The organism is Erythrobacter sp. QSSC1-22B (genome assembly GCF_001678665.1).
Lineage (GTDB): Bacteria > Pseudomonadota > Alphaproteobacteria > Sphingomonadales > Sphingomonadaceae > Qipengyuania.
Genome location: NZ_LZRP01000001.1, coordinates 619648 through 635287 on the forward strand (window position 1 = coordinate 619648; position 15640 = coordinate 635287).

The 15640-nt window shown below is 63.6% G+C and carries 14 protein-coding genes and 1 tRNA gene; 4 read left to right on the plus strand and 11 right to left on the minus strand.

The annotated features are described in order from the left end of the window. Positions 1–57: 57 nt before the first annotated feature. Entirely contained in the window at positions 58–1137 is a 1080-nt protein-coding gene (locus A9995_RS02900) for a branched-chain amino acid aminotransferase (RefSeq protein WP_067608863.1), read from the plus strand. 9 nt (positions 1138–1146) lie between these two features. Here the strand turns inward: A9995_RS02900 and A9995_RS02905 are convergent, their stop codons facing one another. From A9995_RS02905 to A9995_RS02925, 5 genes are read right to left on the minus strand one after another with little or no spacing between them, the layout of a single operon-like run. Further along, entirely contained in the window at positions 1147–2250 is a 1104-nt protein-coding gene (locus A9995_RS02905) for an NAD(P)/FAD-dependent oxidoreductase (protein ID WP_233998055.1), read from the minus strand. Next, positions 2247–2933 carry a methyltransferase domain-containing protein gene (locus A9995_RS02910; RefSeq protein ID WP_067608868.1) on the minus strand — a complete coding sequence of 229 codons (687 nt, stop codon included), beginning with the start codon at positions 2931–2933 and terminating at the stop codon, positions 2247–2249. The genes A9995_RS02905 and A9995_RS02910 overlap by 4 nt, the downstream gene beginning before the upstream one ends. A 6-nt stretch (positions 2934–2939) precedes the next feature. Further along, positions 2940–3977, minus strand: coding sequence for a type III polyketide synthase (locus tag A9995_RS02915; protein ID WP_067608871.1), 1038 nt, complete (start codon positions 3975–3977; stop codon positions 2940–2942). A 54-nt stretch (positions 3978–4031) separates the two neighbouring features. Beyond that, on the minus strand, positions 4032–6086 hold the full coding sequence (locus tag A9995_RS02920; protein WP_067608873.1) for an NAD(+) synthase: 2055 nt from the start codon (positions 6084–6086) through the stop codon (positions 4032–4034). Positions 6087–6138: 52 nt separating this feature from the next. Then, positions 6139–7140, minus strand: a complete 1002-nt coding sequence (locus A9995_RS02925; protein ID WP_067608876.1) for a DNA topoisomerase IB — start codon at positions 7138–7140, stop codon at positions 6139–6141. Positions 7141–7235: 95 nt separating this feature from the next. On the opposite strand from A9995_RS02925, the gene yghU reads away from it, so the two are divergent. Together yghU and A9995_RS02935 are read left to right on the plus strand one after the other, a co-directional pair. After that, complete coding sequence (gene yghU, locus A9995_RS02930) at positions 7236–8087, plus strand: glutathione-dependent disulfide-bond oxidoreductase (RefSeq protein ID WP_067608878.1); 852 nt, start codon at positions 7236–7238, stop codon at positions 8085–8087. Positions 8088–8211: 124 nt separating this feature from the next. Continuing rightward, a tRNA-Gln gene (locus A9995_RS02935) sits at positions 8212–8286 on the plus strand. A gap of 380 nt (positions 8287–8666) precedes the next feature. Here the strand turns inward: A9995_RS02935 and A9995_RS02940 are convergent. The 4 genes from A9995_RS02940 to A9995_RS02955 form a co-directional block, all read right to left on the minus strand. Next, a complete protein-coding gene (locus A9995_RS02940) occupies positions 8667–9092 on the minus strand; it encodes a YidH family protein (RefSeq protein WP_067608880.1) in 426 nt (141 codons plus the stop codon). Between the two features lie 100 nt (positions 9093–9192). After that, on the minus strand, positions 9193–10311 hold the full coding sequence (locus A9995_RS02945) for a glutathione synthase (protein WP_233998056.1): 1119 nt from the start codon (positions 10309–10311) through the stop codon (positions 9193–9195). Then, a complete protein-coding gene (locus A9995_RS02950) occupies positions 10308–11432 on the minus strand; it encodes a tyrosine/phenylalanine carboxypeptidase domain-containing protein (protein ID WP_168157313.1) in 1125 nt (374 codons plus the stop codon). Before A9995_RS02950 ends, A9995_RS02945 begins: the two co-directional genes overlap by 4 nt. Before the next feature lie 86 nt (positions 11433–11518). After that, positions 11519–12391 carry an N-formylglutamate amidohydrolase gene (locus A9995_RS02955; protein ID WP_082992427.1) on the minus strand — a complete coding sequence of 291 codons (873 nt, stop codon included), beginning with the start codon at positions 12389–12391 and terminating at the stop codon, positions 11519–11521. A gap of 94 nt (positions 12392–12485) precedes the next feature. On the opposite strand from A9995_RS02955, the gene A9995_RS16485 reads away from it, so the two are divergent. Further along, positions 12486–12734 (plus strand): hypothetical protein, encoded by a 249-nt coding sequence (locus A9995_RS16485; protein ID WP_145916769.1) that lies wholly within the window; start codon positions 12486–12488, stop codon positions 12732–12734. 14 nt (positions 12735–12748) lie between these two features. On the opposite strand, the gene A9995_RS02960 is transcribed toward A9995_RS16485, so the two are convergent. Together A9995_RS02960 and topA are read right to left on the minus strand one after the other, a co-directional pair. Further along, complete coding sequence (locus A9995_RS02960; RefSeq protein WP_067608889.1) at positions 12749–12931, minus strand: hypothetical protein; 183 nt, start codon at positions 12929–12931, stop codon at positions 12749–12751. Next, a complete protein-coding gene (topA, locus tag A9995_RS02965; protein WP_067608895.1) occupies positions 12931–15522 on the minus strand; it encodes a type I DNA topoisomerase in 2592 nt (863 codons plus the stop codon). The genes A9995_RS02960 and topA overlap by 1 nt, the downstream gene beginning before the upstream one ends. Between the last annotated feature and the right edge of the window lie 118 nt (positions 15523–15640).

Below are 15640 nucleotides of genomic sequence, written 5' to 3' on the forward strand. Positions count from 1 at the left end.
TCGGTTCGGATATGCACACCGCTTGCTCTGGCGCGGCGGTCGCATTACCCGCTCGTCATGGACTTCGAACAGATCGCCCACCCCGCTCCCGTCCCCGGCGCGACCCGCAGCCAAGCGCTCGCCGATCCCGGATTCGGCAAGTTGTTCACCGATCACATGGTCGAGATCGACTATGATGCGGACAAGGGCGGCTGGTTCGCCGCTCGGATCGGCCCCCGCCAGCCGATCACGCTCGATCCGGCGGCGGCGGTGCTGCATTATGCCCAGGAAATCTTCGAAGGAATGAAGGCCTATCGTCACGAGGACGATAGCCTCGCGCTGTTCCGTCCCGAGGCCAATGCGCGCCGCTTCAACGATTCGGCGCGGCGGATGGCGATGCCCGAACTCCCCGAGGAGCTGTTTCTCGAATCGATCCGCCAGCTCGTGCTCAAGGATCGCGACTGGTATCCCGAGATCGAGGGCGGCGCGCTGTATTTGCGGCCCTTCATGTTCGCCAGCGAGGCGTTCCTCGGCGTTCGCCCCGCGCGGCAGTACAAATATATCGTCATCGCCAGCCCGGTGGGCGGCTATTTCAAATCAGGCGCCCCGGCGGTCAAGATCTGGGTCAGCCGCAATTACACCCGCGCCGCGCCCGGCGGCACGGGCTTCGCCAAGACCGGAGGCAATTACGCCGCCAGCCTCGTCCCCCAGGCCGAAGCCACCGCGCAAGGCTGCGACCAGGTCGTGTTCCTCGATGCGGTCGACAAGAAATGGATCGAGGAGCTGGGCGGCATGAACCTGTTCTTCGTCTTCGACGATGGCAGCGTTATCACCCCGCCGCTGACCGGGACGATCCTGCCCGGCATCACCCGCGACAGCCTGATCGCGCTGCTACGCGACGAGGGGCTGACCGTGCGCGAGGAACCCTACAGTATCGACCAGTGGCGGATCGACGCCGGCACCGGGCACCTGCTCGAGACGATGGCCTGCGGCACCGCGGCGGTGGTCACCCCGGTTGGTACAGTCGCCGGACCCGACGGCGAGTTCACGATCGGCTCGGGTGGTCCCGGCCAGCTGACCAGCAAGCTTCGCGACCGGTTGGTGGGAATTCAGCGCGGCACCGTCGCCGACGACCGCGGCTGGGTCACCAAGCTTTAGGCGCAGACTTTAGGCGGCAATCCGGCTGAGCCGCATCGCCAGCCGTGCCGCCGGAGCCACGCTCCGGGCAATTTGCGTCAGCGCGTGGCCGCCCAATTCGCGTTCGGCGAGCTGCCAGATTGCTTCCGCAACTCGGACGGGGCGCCGCGCGCGGCGGGCGAACGTCTGCTGATAGGCCGGCGCCGCCCCGCCCCCGCCTTGCTGCCAGGCCTGCGCCGCAGCCATCCCGCTGGCGATGGCGATACTCATCCCCTCGCCAGCAAGGCTCGGGATCACCGCCGCCTGATCGCCCAGCCGGAACAGACCGGGCGCGGTATCCTGCGCGATCCAGCCATAGGGGACCGCGGCGATCGTATCGACGCGCGGGTTGGCGGGCGCGAATTGCAACCGCGCTGCGAAGGATTCGGATTCCCCGGCCAGCAGGTCGAGCAATTGCGCGGGATCATTGCCCGCGCGGGCGAGCAGCGATTTGCGCAGGGCGAGGCAGATATTGGCGCTGCCGTCCTCCTGCAGCACGATCCCGGCATAGCCGCCCGCGAACAGATGCAGCTCGATCGTCTCGCCGATCAGCGCGGTCAGCTGCGGGTCGGGCGCGATCCGCAGCCGCAGCCCGAGCGCGGGATCGCGCGCGCCGCGCGGACGGGTGGCCCCGCGCAGATCGTGCTTGCCACTGGCGAGGAACAGCGAATCGGAACGGTACTCGCGGCTCTCGCCGCTGGCACAGCCCGGCGCGAGGGCGCGGATCGTGTCGACTTCGAGCCGCGCGCCCGCCGCAACTGCGGTGCGGCGCAGCGCGCTGTCGAATCCGCGGCGCGAAAGGCCATAGGCGGGTTCGGGCAACGCACTCTGCGCAAACCGACGACCGGCGAACAGCCGCAGCGCGGTTACCCGCTGCGCCCCGAGTTGCTCGAGGTCGATGCCAAGCTTCCTGGTGGTCGCAGCCGTGCGCCAGCTCATGAAACCGCCGCACAGCGCGTCGCCGACCTCGGCGTCGCGGTCGATCAGAAGGGGTTCGGCCCCGCTCCGGGCCAGCACGATTGCAGCGGCGCAGCCGGCAGGCCCCGCCCCCAGAACCACCGGCGCGGTCGCTGGCATAGTCGCTGGCGCGGTCACTTCCGCTTCTCCACGCAGAGGCGGAAGGGAAACACGCGGCGGACACGGGCATCCGCGATCCCTGCCTCGGACAGGATCGATTTCCACTCCGCCGGGCGATAGGAGCGCGCGATCGACATATGGCCGTCGTGGCGCACAATCGGGTGCCAGCCGGCCAGTTGCGCGAGCAGCGGATAGGCGAAATAGGAGACGCCGTGGCGGTGCAGATCGTTGATGAACCAGCCGGAGCGAGCATGCGTGTCCATCGCGATCAGGAAGGCGATAAGCTCGTCATGCGTCATATGATGCGCGACGAGGCTGGAAATAACGACGTCGAAATCGCGCGCGATCACCTCGGCATAATCGCCGGTCCAGTATTCGATCGGCAGATCGCGGGATGTGCTCTCGCGCGCGACAGTTTTGCTCTTGGGGTTGAGATCGACCCCGACCAGATAGGCCTTCTTCCCGCGGCGTTTCGCCCAGGCCGCAATTTCGCGCAACATGTCGCCATCACCGAAGCCGACATCGAGCAGGCGGAAGGAATCGCGGCCCGCCAGCGCGCGGTCGAGAAAGGCGAGCGTTGGCGCATGCGCCATGGTGGTGCGATTGACCTTGGCGAGATCCTGCAGGACGTTGCGATAGGTCGCCAGGTCCATTCCCGGCTCGTCCATCATTTCGTCGGCGATGAGGCGGTCTTCGAGCATTCGCAATCAATCGCTCCAGCCGAAGCGGAACCCTTCCATCGCCAGCCCCGGGCCGAAGGCCAGCGCCACCCCGTCGCGCGGCTTATCGCGCAGCGTCCGCTCGAGCACGAACATCAGCGTCGAAGAAGACATATTGCCGAAATCGCGCAGCACCGCGCGCGAATGATCCAGAGCAGTCGGCGCAAGTCCAAGCCCGCTCTCGACAGCGTCGAGGATCGAGCGCCCGCCAGCGTGGACCGCGAAGGCCTCGGGCAATTCGTCCCCCGCGATCCGCGCGCGGACCTCAGGGCTCGTCAAGGCGTCGCGGATCCTGCCGGGGACCTCGCCCGAAAGATGCATGTGGAAGCCAGTGTCGCCGATATGCCAGGTGATCAGCCCGTCGCTGTCTTCCAGCGTGGCCGAAAGGCCTTCGCCCAGTTCCAGCCCCGGACCCTCGCCGCTGACGATCGCCGCCGCGGCGCCGTCGCCGAACTGCGCGCCCGCAAGCAGCGGTTCGATCTCGTCATGGTCCTGGTGGTGGAGGCTGGAAAGCTCGACCGTCACCACCAGCACTCGCGCGCCCGGTTCGCTGCGGACGATATGGCGCGCGGTCCGCAGTGCGGTGACCGCGGCATAACAGCCCATGAACCCCACCAGCACCCGCTCGACCGAGCCCGCGAGCCCCAGCCGCCGCGCGATGATCTGGTCGATGCCCGGCGCCACGAAGCCGGTGCAGCTTGCCACGACGATATGCGTAATCGTGCCGAGCTCTCCGAGCTTTCCGATCGCAGGCAAGGCCAGCTCGGGAGCCTCTTTGGCATAGATCGCCATCCGCTCTGCTGTGCTCGGTGGTTCGGCAGCATAGAACCCTGCGCCCTCGTCGAGCTTGGCGTCCTCTTCGTCGAGTACCGACCAGCGATGCTCGATCCCCGAGCGTTCCGCCATCCGCGCGTAGAGCTTTGCCTCGCGGCGTCCCTCGAGCTGGCGCATCGCCCAATGGCGATAGTCCTGCTCGAAGTCGCAATCGGGCACGGCTGTAGCGATGGCATTGATACGCGCAGTCATTTGGGAAGACATCCTTGCTTGATCCCTTCAACGGTCGCACGCTCCGCAAGTTTCCTAGCTCGGCAGATTATCCCGCAATTCGGCGAGCCACAGATCCGCAACCGCATCGCTCGGCGCGCGCCAGTCCCCGCGCGGGCTCAGCGCACCGCCGGCGCTGACCTTGGGCCCATTGGGCATGGCGCTGCGCTTGAACTGGCTGAACTGGAAAAAGCGCTGAAGGAATTTCTCCAGCCAGCCGGCGATAGTTACAAGATCATACTCGTTCTTGCGCTCGTCGTGGAAGTGCTCGGGCCAGTCCCCTTGCTGCGCGTCCTTCCAGGCGTGCCACGCGAGAAAAGCGACATGGCTGGGCTTTTGCCCCCAGCGCGCGATATGGTGGAGGAAGAAATCATTGAGCTCGAACGGTCCAATGGTGTCTTCGGTGTTCTGGATCGCCCCATCCTCGCCGGCAGGTACCAGTTCGGGCGAGATATCGGTATTGAGGATATCCAGCAGCACCGCATCGCAGGTCTCGTCGAACTGGTGGGTGGTGGTGGTCCAGCGGATCAGGTACTGGATCAGGGTCTTGGGGACGCCGGAATTGACGTTGTAATGGCTCATCTGGTCGCCCACGCCATAGGTGCACCAGCCAAGCGCCAGCTCGCTGAGATCGCCGGTGCCGATCACCCACCCACCATGCTGCCCCGCCAGCCGGAACAGGTAATCGGTCCGCAGCCCCGCCTGCACATTCTCGAAGGTCACATCGTGGAGCGGTTCGCCATCGGCAAATGCATGGCCGATGTTCTCGAGCATCAGCCGCGCGGTGGGCTTGATGTCGATTTCCTCGGCGGTGATCTGCAAGGCGTCCATCAGCTTCCAGGCGTTGGACTTGGTGGTGTCCGAAGTTCCGAAGCCGGGCAGCGTATAGCCGCGAATGGTCGAGCGCGGCAGGCCCAGACTGTCGCAGGCCTTCGCCGCGACTATCAGCGCGTGGGTGCTGTCGAGACCGCCCGACACGCCGATCACGAGCGATTGCGGGTTGGTCGCCTCGATCCGGCGGATCAGCGCGGCGACCTGGATGTTGAACGCCTCGTAGCAATCTTCGTCGAGCTTGTGCTGGCGGTTGGGGACGAAGGGAAAGCGCCGGACCGGGCGATTGAGACCGACATCACCGCCCGTGGGTTCGTGATCGAACACGACCGTGCGGAAGCGATCCTCGGGTCGCCCGGAAGCCTCGGCCGCGTCGTTGAAGGTCTGCATCCGCATCCGGTCGTTGAGAATGCGCTGGCAGTCGATGTCCGCGATGCACAGTTCGGGCTCGCGGTCGAAGCGCACGCTCTCGACCAGCAGATCGCCCAGCTCGTAGATCATCCCCTGCCCGTCCCAGGCGAGATCGGTGGTGCTCTCGCCGTGGCCGCTGGCCGAATAGGCATAGGCGCAGACCGAACGCGCGGAGCTCGCGCGGCTGAGCATATGGCGCTCGTCCGACTTGCCGATAGTAATGTTGGAGGCAGAGAGGTTGAGAAGGATGGTTGCGCCGGCGAGCGCCGCCTGCGTCCCCGGCTGCACCGGGCTCCAGAAATCCTCGCAGATCTCCATCCCGAAGGTAAAGCCCGGGATGCTCTCATGCGCGAAAATCAGGTCGATGCCGAACGGCACTTCCACGCCGTTGATCGGGAAGGCGAGATCGACGCAGTCGCGCCCATGCGCGAACCAGCGTTTCTCGTAATACTCGCGGTAATTGGGCAGATAGCTCTTGGGTATGATTCCCAGGATCGTCCCGCGGGCGATGGCGATGGCGCAATTGTAGATCCGCCCGTTTCGCCGCAGCGGCGCGCCTATCGCAAGCACGGTGGGAAAGTCGCGGCTCGCCTCGACGATCCGCTCCAGATGGACCTCCACGGCGTCGAGCAGGGCCACCTGCAGATGCAGATCGTCGTTCGCATAGGCGGACAGGCACAATTCAGGATAGACCAGCACATCGACATGCTGCCCAGCGGCCTTGCGAGCCTCGCCGATGATGCCATCGGCATTGTAGGCGACATCGGCGGTGCGCACCTTGGGAGTGCTGGTCGCGACACGCACGAATCCGTGGGTGTGCATGTCGAAAAAGCGATGGGTCCGGGTCATGCCGACATCCGTATCGGCAGACACCCCGCCGCGCAATCGACCAGACTGCGGTTCAGGCGGCGAGCAGTTCGGCCGCGCGCGGCCCGTCTTGCAGGAGCGCAAGCAAGCCACGCTCTTCGCGACTCAGCCATTTGGTGCTCCGCGGCAAGCTCAGGTTCGCGCGCCACTCCACCTGCTTGCCGATCAAATCGATGACTGCGGGGTGGACGTAGCTTTTGCGCGTCACTGCCGGAGTGTTGCCGAGATGCGCGGCAACTTCCTCCAGCACGGCCTTGATGGTCAGGACCTCCTCGCTGCCAGCCAGCAGGCTGAAAGCGAGCACGCTGGCATGCCAGGTGCGGAAATTCTTGGCAGTGAAATCCTCACCCATCGTCTCGCGCAGATAGGTGTTGACGTCGGAAGACCCGACCGGGTGATGATCGCCCTCGTCGTCGATATATTGAAAGACGTGCTGCCCGGGCAGATCCTGCATCTTGCGGACAACCCGTGCCAGACTGCTGTCGGTCACCGTCATCTCGCGCAGCTTCCCGCCCTTGCCCTTGAACCGCAGCCGCAGCGTATGGCCGGTGACCTCGGCATGACGCTGGCGCAAGGTCGTCGCTCCGTAGCTCTTGTTGCGCGCCGCGTATCCCTCGTTGCCGATCCGCACCGCTCCCAGATCGAGCAGCCGCACCACGCTTGCCACAGCGCGCTCGCGGGTCAGCGTGCGAGTGCGCAGGTCCTCCTCCACCCGGCGGCGAACGAGCGGGAGCAGATTGCCGAAGGTGATGCAGCCGTCGTATTTCTCGCTCTCCTGCCGGGCGCGAAAATCCGGGTGGTAGCGATATTGCTTACGACCCTTGGCATCATAACCGGTGGCGAGGATGTGGCCGTTGGGCGCCGGGCAGAACCATGCATCGATATAGGCCGGTGGCAGCGCTATCGCGTTCAGGCGCCGCTTTTCCGGGCGGTCGGCAATCAACCTGGCTTCGGGATCGTAATAGGCCCAGCCGCGCCCCGCGCGCTTGCGGCTAATCCCGGGGAGATCGTCGTCGACATAGATGAGCTTCGTCATGGTGAAGGCCAAACCGCCCGACGGCGATCGGGTTCCGCTTGCCTGCCGCTCCTGCGCGCCCCACCTACCGCCGCACACAAGCCAGGAGACAAGCATTGCCCGACGCCACCTACACTCCGCCCGAAATCTGGTCGCACGATGCCGAGAATGGCGGCAAGTTCGCCAGCATCAACCGGCCGACCTCGGGTGCGCGCGAGGAAAAAGAGCTTCCGCTCGGCCAGCACGATTTCCAGCTCTATTCGCTGGCGACACCCAATGGGGTGAAGGCGACGATCATGCTCGAGGAACTGATCGAGGCAGGGCATTCGGGCGCCGAATACGACGCCTGGACGATCGATATCGGCGACGGCGCGCAGTTCCGTTCGGGCTTCGTCGATCTCAATCCCAATTCCAAGATCCCCACGCTGCTCGACCGCAGCGGTCCGCAACCGGTCCGGGTGTTCGAGAGCGGCGCGATCCTGATGCATTTGGCCGAGAAATTCGGCGCTTTCCTGCCCACCGATCATACCCGCGCAGAGGTATTGAGCTGGCTGTTCTGGCAGGTCGGCAGCGCCCCCTTCATCGGTGGTGGCTTCGGTCATTTCTATGCCTATGCGCCGGAGAAATTCGAATATCCGATCAATCGCTATGCCATGGAAACCAAGCGCCTGTTCGACGTCGCGGACAAGAGGCTGGCGCAATCTCGGTATCTGGGCGGCGAGGACTACACCGTCGCCGATATCGCGGCCTTCCCCTGGATCGCCCCTTTCGTCTTCGGTGGAATTTACGGCGAAGCGCGCAAATTCCTGTCGATTCACGAATACGAGCATGTCGAGCGCTGGGTGAAAGCCATCGCCGAACGCCCCGCTGTCAAGCGCGGCAGGATCGTCAACAAGACCTGGGGCGAAGAAGACGAGCAATTGCGCGAGCGCCATTCGGCCAAGGATTTCGAGGGCAAGGCGCTCTAGCGCGAACTGGCCGGGAGAGCGGACGCTACGCAATGTCGCGCCCGCTCTCCCCGTTCATTCAGGCACGCGCCGGTCGACAGCCCTTTTCATCGCCGCGCAAGCCGTTATATGGGCGCGTTCTTGCTGGGGTGTAGCCAAGTGGTAAGGCACCGGTTTTTGGTATCGGCATTCGCAGGTTCGATCCCTGCCACCCCAGCCAACACCCCCAACAAGTCATTGAAATTGAACTGAGTCCTATTGTCGGCGACCGGCTTTTCGCCCAGTCACTGTACCGACGAGCTGTATCACAGCCGAGGGGAACGGAAGGATCTTTCAGAGACTTCAATCCCGAACACCAGGCGTCCCGGCGCGATTTACCGGTTTCGCCGGTCGCGTTGTTTGCCAGACGGCAACCGTTTGCGGCCTAGCGTATGCGTGTAGCGACGAGGTCGACAAATCCCCGCGACCCATGACTGCTCCTAGTGAAGCAGTCTTCGATCAGAACGGGGCAATTTTGGGGATCCCTTTTAGCACCATGATTTCAGAACCTATTCTTCATGGCTGCGACCAGCTTGGTACCTCCGAGCCACTTATCAGCGGTTAGCCGTTTGGCCCGATCGACCCGTCGTTGAGTATCCAGATCCCTGCGATGAGCGCCAGTCCACCAACAATTATCGACCAGCTCATCCAGCGAATATTTGGTGTTCGAGGCCTGTCGATCTCGTGGGTGGAAAGCCGAGAGAAGCTCTGGGCGGCTCTTCTTTGTGCGGTAAAAGCGACCGTCATGCCCAGCACGATAAACAGCGATGCGATCGCTTGCGCGAGCCAGGGCGGCTGGAATTCGCCGAACACGACGTGAAAGGCGATCCCGACGCCGATCGCTGCAAAAGCGGTGCGCAACCAGCCCGCGAAGGTACGTTCCGTAGCCTGGATCGTGCGGTCCTCGGCCAGATCTGTGCGAAACTCGGCCCATTCCGTGTTCTTCTCGGAATCGCTTTGATCGTCGGGATTGTCATCTTGCGCCATTCTCTCGCGTTACTCTCGCCTCCGCTGAGCGCAATTGCGCAACGTTATATTCTGCCTGATCGCAAAGGATGCAGGCCAAAAGGGTTGGCAGGACGCGGCCTTAGATCACCGCCAGCTGGCGGTTGGTAAGTGTGCCACCATATTGCCGCTGCAACCGGACCTTGCGCTCGAGATCGTCCAGGATCGCACCGCTGAAATCGACCCCGCTCAGATCCTCCATGAAATTAAGGCCGCCTGGAGTGTCGACATTGACCTCCATCATCTTGTCGCCCGCTATGTCGAGCCCGGTCAGATACATGCCATCGTCGATCAGTTTGGGACCGACTATTTCCGCGATCCGCAACGCGACCTCGTCGGGTTCCGCCATCTCCACACCTCCACCGGCGGAGATATTGGAGCGATGATCCTCGGTCTGGCTGAACCGGTGGATACATGCGTAGGTATCGGCCACCTTGAGCGGGCGGCCATTGAGGGTAATCATCCGCAGATCGCCCTTCTTGGCGGCGGGCAGATATTCCTGAACGATGGCGTAGCCATCGCGGATCACCGCCTCGACGATCTGATTGAGGTTCTGGCGATTGCCCTCATCGATCAGGAACACGCCCTGTCCGCCTGAACCTTGCAAGGGTTTGATCACGCCCATGCCACCGTGCGCATCGAGGAAGCGGCTGATCTCATCGGGTTCGCGCGTGATGCTGGTCGCGGGCCGGACCGTCTCGGGAAAGCCCTGGAAATAGGTCTTGTTGACCGCATCGGTCAGTTGGTTGGGATCGTTCAAGACGATCGTACTGTCCAAGGACGCGAGCTGCGCGAACAGCAGACCGGAGGACGGAGCCCAGTTGCGTGTGGTCAATTCCGTCGCCGGGTCGCTACGCAACATGAGGATGTCGTATTCCGACAAGTTGATGCGCGCCCGCTCCATGCCCGAATCCTGGAGATGGGCAAGATAGGTGGTGTCGTCCTTGAACTCGGCGATCTTGCTCACCGTCGCCATCGCGCAGATGCCGTCCTGCCAGTCGTAGATAAAGTCGCCAAGCCCGATCAACGCGACTTCGTGCCCCCGCGCCACGGCTTTGCGGGCGAGCCGAATGGTGGTGTAATTATCTTGCTCTGTGGCAACCGAGTTGACCACGAAGGCGATCTTGATGGCTCCGTTTCCGGCCTCGCCTCGCGGCTTGGACTTGGGTTTGCTCTTTTTCTTGTTCTTGACGTCGGTCATGATGGAGCGCGTTCCTGATAGAATTGCGAAAGGGGTACCTGGCGAGCCTTGGCTAGCCGGCCCATTGCAGATGGGTCGTCGAGATAGGGCGGCAGGATTTCGGGCTGATGCAAGATGCCGTCGTCGATCAGGGTTTCCAGGCTGTGCAGATGCTTGAGCGCGAACTTGCCCAGAAAGAGAATCTCGAATGCCCCACCGCCGCGCAGGTAGGCCAGCAGCTCCGCCAACCCCTTGAGATAGAGCGCATCCTTGGTCAGCCCGCCGCCTCGCTTGGCGCGCAATGCGGTATTGAACGCCGTTTTGGAGTCGATGCGACACTCATCGACGAGGCAGGCATATATTTCCGGCCCCGCTCGCTCTTCGACCGCCATATGAGCCGCGACCACCCGTGCGGCCAGAGTCCGCAATCGCTGCGCCGGCAGATAGCCGGCCAGATATTCGGCCAGCACCGCCACGCCTTCCTGAAGTTCGTCGTAATCGGCAAGACCACCGGCCAGAGTGTGCAATGGCTGACGCAGACCATTGTGCCGGGTCACCGCATGGGTGCCGATCTCGTGCTGTATCAGGGGGTCGACCCGCGAACGCGAGGTGCGAAAATCATGGGCGACATGAAAATCGCCCTGCGAGACGTAAAGCGATGTCCCCGGGGTGGGATCAACGACCACCTCGCATTGAAAGTCCGGGTGACGTTTGCGATACTTCGCCACCTCAATGCGCGCGGCCTCGCAGATTTCAGCGGCACCGACATCATCCGGATCGGGGGCGACCACCGGAACCGCTTCAAGAAGGTCGCGTGCGTCCTGCAGTAGCTGTTCGCTGACGTGACCGAAAAGGTCGATGCTCGCCAGGATGAAGCCGGCTTTTCCCCGCATCCGCACCAGTTCGATCTGCTGGTCGATCTCGCGCTGCTTTTCCAGCATCAAGGCTTGCAGCAGATGGTTCTCTATCTCGCGAACCGGCAGGTCGAACAGTTCGCTGCGAAGGACCGGGGCATCGTTCTCCAGACCCTCGCTGAAGCGACTGTCGGGCATGGAGCGATAGTTGGAATCGCGAAAGCCCTCCCAGATTTCGGTGATGTTGACTGGCGTGAGCCGCGTCAGCCAGTCGACCTTTTCGTCCATCCTCGCGAGCGCTCGGTCGACTTCGAGAGCTGCGGAACACAGGCGGTGGGTGGGGGCCGGCTGCGTGTCGGCTTCTCGCGTTCCCATCATCCTTGCCCCCGCGACGCTGCCAGCCATTTCCGCGCATTCGCCAGCCCGGCGAGAAATCCTTCGCGCAGGTCCTGCAGCGCCAAAATGTCTGCATGGTGCCCCCACTCATCCATGAATATCTTCTTGTATTCCAGAGTGATGACGCAGGCAGCGTCGCCGTAGGTCGTGTGCAGCCATTCGGGGAAGTGACCCCCATCTTCCCAGCGCACGTTCACCCGCACATCGGGCGATTGCCCCCGCACCGGACGCGAGCGCAGTCCTTGCGCAAATTCCTCGAGGAGGTCGCCATATATGGCCTCGTTCAGCGTGGTGGCGCCAAGGTCGATGTCCGGGCTCTCGGCCTGCGGATCCGCCGCACCATCCGCCCCGTTGCGACGGTGGTTGTAGCTGTGGATGTCCAGAACCAGGATCTGACCATGTTCGGCGATCATCGCTTCCACCCGCTCAGCCATCAGGGCGTAGAACCGGCGATGAAGATCGAGAGAAGTCTCGATCTCATCTCGGGGCAGATCGGGGCTCCATATCCTGAGCCCCCAAGTGTCCTCGGGATCGACTGTCACTGCCTTTCTGGCAGGGCGATTGAGATCGAATTCGAAGCGTGAGCGATTGGCTCGAACGATCGTGTCCCCGGACGGAAGGAAGAAGTCGGTGAGCGGATCTTCTTCACGAAGCCGCGCCTGATCTTCGATCTCCAGCCATGGGCGCAGAGAATTGCGAATGGTGTGGCCCGCGTGAATGGCCGTGACCATGACCGGGCCGGGCTGAACGACCGTATCCCATGGCTCGGTGATTGCGGCTGGCGAGTCCGGATGATCGACGGACGCGTGGCCATTCTCAAGGGTCGTTCGGTTCTCAAGGCTTTGCTGCATGGAGTGCTAACGAGGTAGGAGCGGTGCCGTTCCACCAGATGCGGAGCGGACCTGCCAGCTTTCCGGGGTCGGACCTCGCGATCGACATTCAGCCATGCAGACCATGGCGGGCAGGAGAAACAGCCAACAAGAAGAAGGCCTTGCACCGGCGGCGGCGGCGGCGAACAGCTTGGGCTCTTCCCCGGTTTCCGGCGATCAGCGCGAAGAAGCACATCCGGAGTGCGCTGCGCGCCTGCCGTCACCGAACACAGGAATGGGGCTGGCGGTGTCGGCGATTTCGGCCTCCACCTGTTCCCCAAACACGGTGACCCGCATTCCGCCCGCGACTCTCACGATGCGATAAGGCGAGCCATCACATCACCGCTTTTTCAGTATCTCGATCCCGTTTTTCTTCGCGAAGTCCCGGGTCGATTCCTCGCTGCGGCCCAGCGCTTTCGCGATTTCGCGCAGGCCCTTGCCCTTGGCGGCAAGCGTGCGCAGCATGCCCGCCTCGTCGGCGCGCCAGGGTTGCTTGTGGCGTTCGAAATGTTCCTTCGCCATCAGTCCGTGACCTTCTTGGCAACTGCTTTCTTGGCGGGAGCCTTCTTCTTGACCGGAGCCTTCTTGGCGGCGGGCTTCTTCTTGGGTGCCGCCTTCTTGGCCGGGGCCTTGCGCTTCTTCTTGACCGGGCCCTTGGCGACGCGGGCATCGATCAGGGCGATGGCCTCGGCGTCAGTCAGATCCTCGGGTTTGGCGTCCTTGGGGATGGTCGCATTGGTGGTGCCATCGGTGACATAGGGGCCGTAGCGCCCGGGCATCACCTTCATCTCCGCGCCGCTGACCGGGTGGACGCCCAGCGTCTTGATCGGCTCGGCCTTCCCGCGCGACCCACCCTTGCGATTGGCGGCTTCGGCCAGCAGCGAAACCGCAGTGTTCATCCCGGTGTCGAAGACATCGCGGGTGCTGGTCAGCTTGGCGTATTTGCCGTCGTGGCGCAGATACGGGCCGTAGCGCCCGATCGCCGCCTCGATCTCCTGACCGGTCTCGGGATGCGTCCCGACGATCCGCGGTAGCGCCAGTAGTTTCAGCGCCCATTCGAGATCGAAATCGTCGAGATCCTTGGGGATGCTGGCGCGCTTGGCCTCCTTGCCCTCGCCGAGCTGGATATAGGGGCCGAAGCGCCCGGTCTTGCGCTCGACCGGGAGGCCGGTAGCGGGGTCCTCGCCCATCACCGCGTCCTCGGCCGCCTCCTCGCCATCGGCGCCCGGCTGGGCGAAGCGGCGGGTGAACTTGCAATCGGGATAATTGGCGCAGGCGACGAAGGCACCATAGCGCCCGCCGCGCAGCGCGAGGCGCCCGCCCTCTCGGCCTTCCTTGTCGCACAGCGGACAAAAGCGCGCATCCTTGCCGTCGGCGCGTTCGGGGAAGAGATAGTCGGATAGGTATTCGTCGAGCACCTCGGTGACTTCGGAGGGCTTGCGATCCATGACCTCCACGGTCTTGGGCTGGAAGTCCTTCCAGAACTGCGCGAGCAAGGTCTTCCACGCCTCCCGCCCGGCCGAAACCTCGTCGAGCTCGTCCTCCATCCCGGCGGTGAAATCATAGGCGACATAGCGCTCGAAGAAACGCTCGAGGAAGGCGGTCAGCAGCCGTCCGCTTTCCTCGGCGAAGAAGCGGTTCTTTTCCATCCGGACATATTCGCGATCGCGCAAAGTCTGGATGGTGCTGGCATAGGTCGAGGGGCGCCCGATCCCCAGCTCCTCGAGCCGTTTGACCAGGCTGGCTTCCGAAAAACGCGGCGGCGGCTGGGTGAAATGCTGGTTCGCATCGACCGCGTTCTTCTTGGGCGAATCGCCCTTGCGGATCACCGGCAGCAGGCCTTCGTCCTCCTCGCCTTCCTTGTCGTCGAAGCCTTCCTGATAGACCGCGAGAAAGCCAGGAAACTTGACCACCTGGCCCGTCGCGCGCAACTCGTGCCGCCCGGTCGGGTCACGCAGGGTCACGCTGGTGCGCTCGAGCTGGGCGGTCGCCATCTGGCTGGCCATCGCGCGCTTGAAGATGAGGTCGTAGAGCTTGCCCTCGTCGCCCGATCCGGCGCGATCGTTACTGAAATCGGTGGGGCGGATCGCCTCATGCGCTTCCTGCGCGTTCTTGGCCTTGGTGGCGTAGAAGCGCGGCTTCTCCGGGCGATAATCGGCGGAATAGCGCTGGGTGATGGCAGCGCGGCACTCGTCGATCGCGCCGGGGTCCATCTGAACGCCATCGGTCCGCATATAGGTGATAGCCCCCGCTTCGTAGAGCGACTGGGCGCAGCGCATCGTGTGGCTGGCGGAAAAGCCCAGTTTTCGCGCGGCCTCCTGCTGGAGGGTCGAGGTGGTAAAGGGCGGCGCCGGGTTGCGCTTGAGCGGCTTGGTCTCGATTTCCTCGACCGTGAATCGGCCCTCGTCGACCGCGGCCTTGGCCGCCATCGCGCCCGCCTCGTCGCCCAGCGTCAGCTTTTCCAGCTTCTTGCCGTCGAATTTGACCAGCCGGGCATCGAATTCGGTGCCGTCATGCTGGAGCTTGGCGATCACCGACCAGTATTCGTCGGCGCGGAACAGCTCGATCTCGCGCTCGCGCTGGCAGATCAGCCGCAGCGCGACCGATTGCACGCGCCCAGCGCTCTTGGCGCCGGGCAGGCGGCGCCACAGCACCGGCGAGAGCGTGAAACCGTAGAGATAGTCGAGCGCGCGCCGCGCCAGATAGGCGTCGATGAGGTCCATATCGAGCTCGCGCGGAGCCTTCATCGCCTCGGTCACCGCGCCCTTTGTGATGGCGTTGAAGGTGACCCGGTCGACCTTGTCGGGAAGCGCCTTGCGCTTGGCCAGCAGCTCGCGGACATGCCAGGAAATCGCCTCGCCCTCGCGATCGGGGTCGGTCGCGAGCACCAGCCGCGTCGCCTTCTTGGCCGCGTCGCTGATCTCCTTGAAGCGGCTCTGCTTGTCGCGATAGAGCTCCCAGTCCATCGCGAAATCCTCGTCCGGACGGACGCTGCCATCCTTGGGCGGCAGGTCGCGGACATGACCGTAGGATGCCAGGACCTTGAAGTCCTTGCCGAGATATTTCTCGATGGTTTTGGCCTTGGCGGGCGATTCGACGATGACGAGTTGCATGAGTGTGAAAGCTGTCCCTTACGTGTGTACGTGTACGTACGCGCGAAAGTGGGGTTAGGGTCGGCCGGGCGTCAAGCGGACATTTGGAGTACGATCATGAGGAGCATGAAGGTCGCCA

Excerpts from the sequence above, each read along its gene's own strand:
- A9995_RS02900 (WP_067608863.1), top strand. The coding sequence starts at position 58 with ATGGACTTCGAACAGATCGCCCACCCCGCTCCCGTCCCCGGCGCGACC.
- A9995_RS02910 (WP_067608868.1), bottom strand. The coding sequence starts at position 2,933 with ATGCTCGAAGACCGCCTCATCGCCGACGAAATGATGGACGAGCCGGGA.
- A9995_RS02915 (WP_067608871.1), bottom strand. The coding sequence starts at position 3,977 with ATGACTGCGCGTATCAATGCCATCGCTACAGCCGTGCCCGATTGCGAC.
- A9995_RS02920 (WP_067608873.1), bottom strand. The coding sequence starts at position 6,086 with ATGACCCGGACCCATCGCTTTTTCGACATGCACACCCACGGATTCGTG.
- A9995_RS02925 (WP_067608876.1), bottom strand. The coding sequence starts at position 7,140 with ATGACGAAGCTCATCTATGTCGACGACGATCTCCCCGGGATTAGCCGC.
- A9995_RS02940 (WP_067608880.1), bottom strand. The coding sequence starts at position 9,092 with ATGGCGCAAGATGACAATCCCGACGATCAAAGCGATTCCGAGAAGAAC.
- A9995_RS02945 (WP_233998056.1), bottom strand. The coding sequence starts at position 10,311 with ATGACCGACGTCAAGAACAAGAAAAAGAGCAAACCCAAGTCCAAGCCG.
- A9995_RS02950 (WP_168157313.1), bottom strand. The coding sequence starts at position 11,432 with ATGGACGAAAAGGTCGACTGGCTGACGCGGCTCACGCCAGTCAACATC.
- A9995_RS02955 (WP_082992427.1), bottom strand. The coding sequence starts at position 12,391 with ATGCAGCAAAGCCTTGAGAACCGAACGACCCTTGAGAATGGCCACGCG.
- A9995_RS16485 (WP_145916769.1), top strand. The coding sequence starts at position 12,486 with ATGCAGACCATGGCGGGCAGGAGAAACAGCCAACAAGAAGAAGGCCTT.
- A9995_RS02960 (WP_067608889.1), bottom strand. The coding sequence starts at position 12,931 with ATGGCGAAGGAACATTTCGAACGCCACAAGCAACCCTGGCGCGCCGAC.
- topA (WP_067608895.1), bottom strand. The coding sequence starts at position 15,522 with ATGCAACTCGTCATCGTCGAATCGCCCGCCAAGGCCAAAACCATCGAG.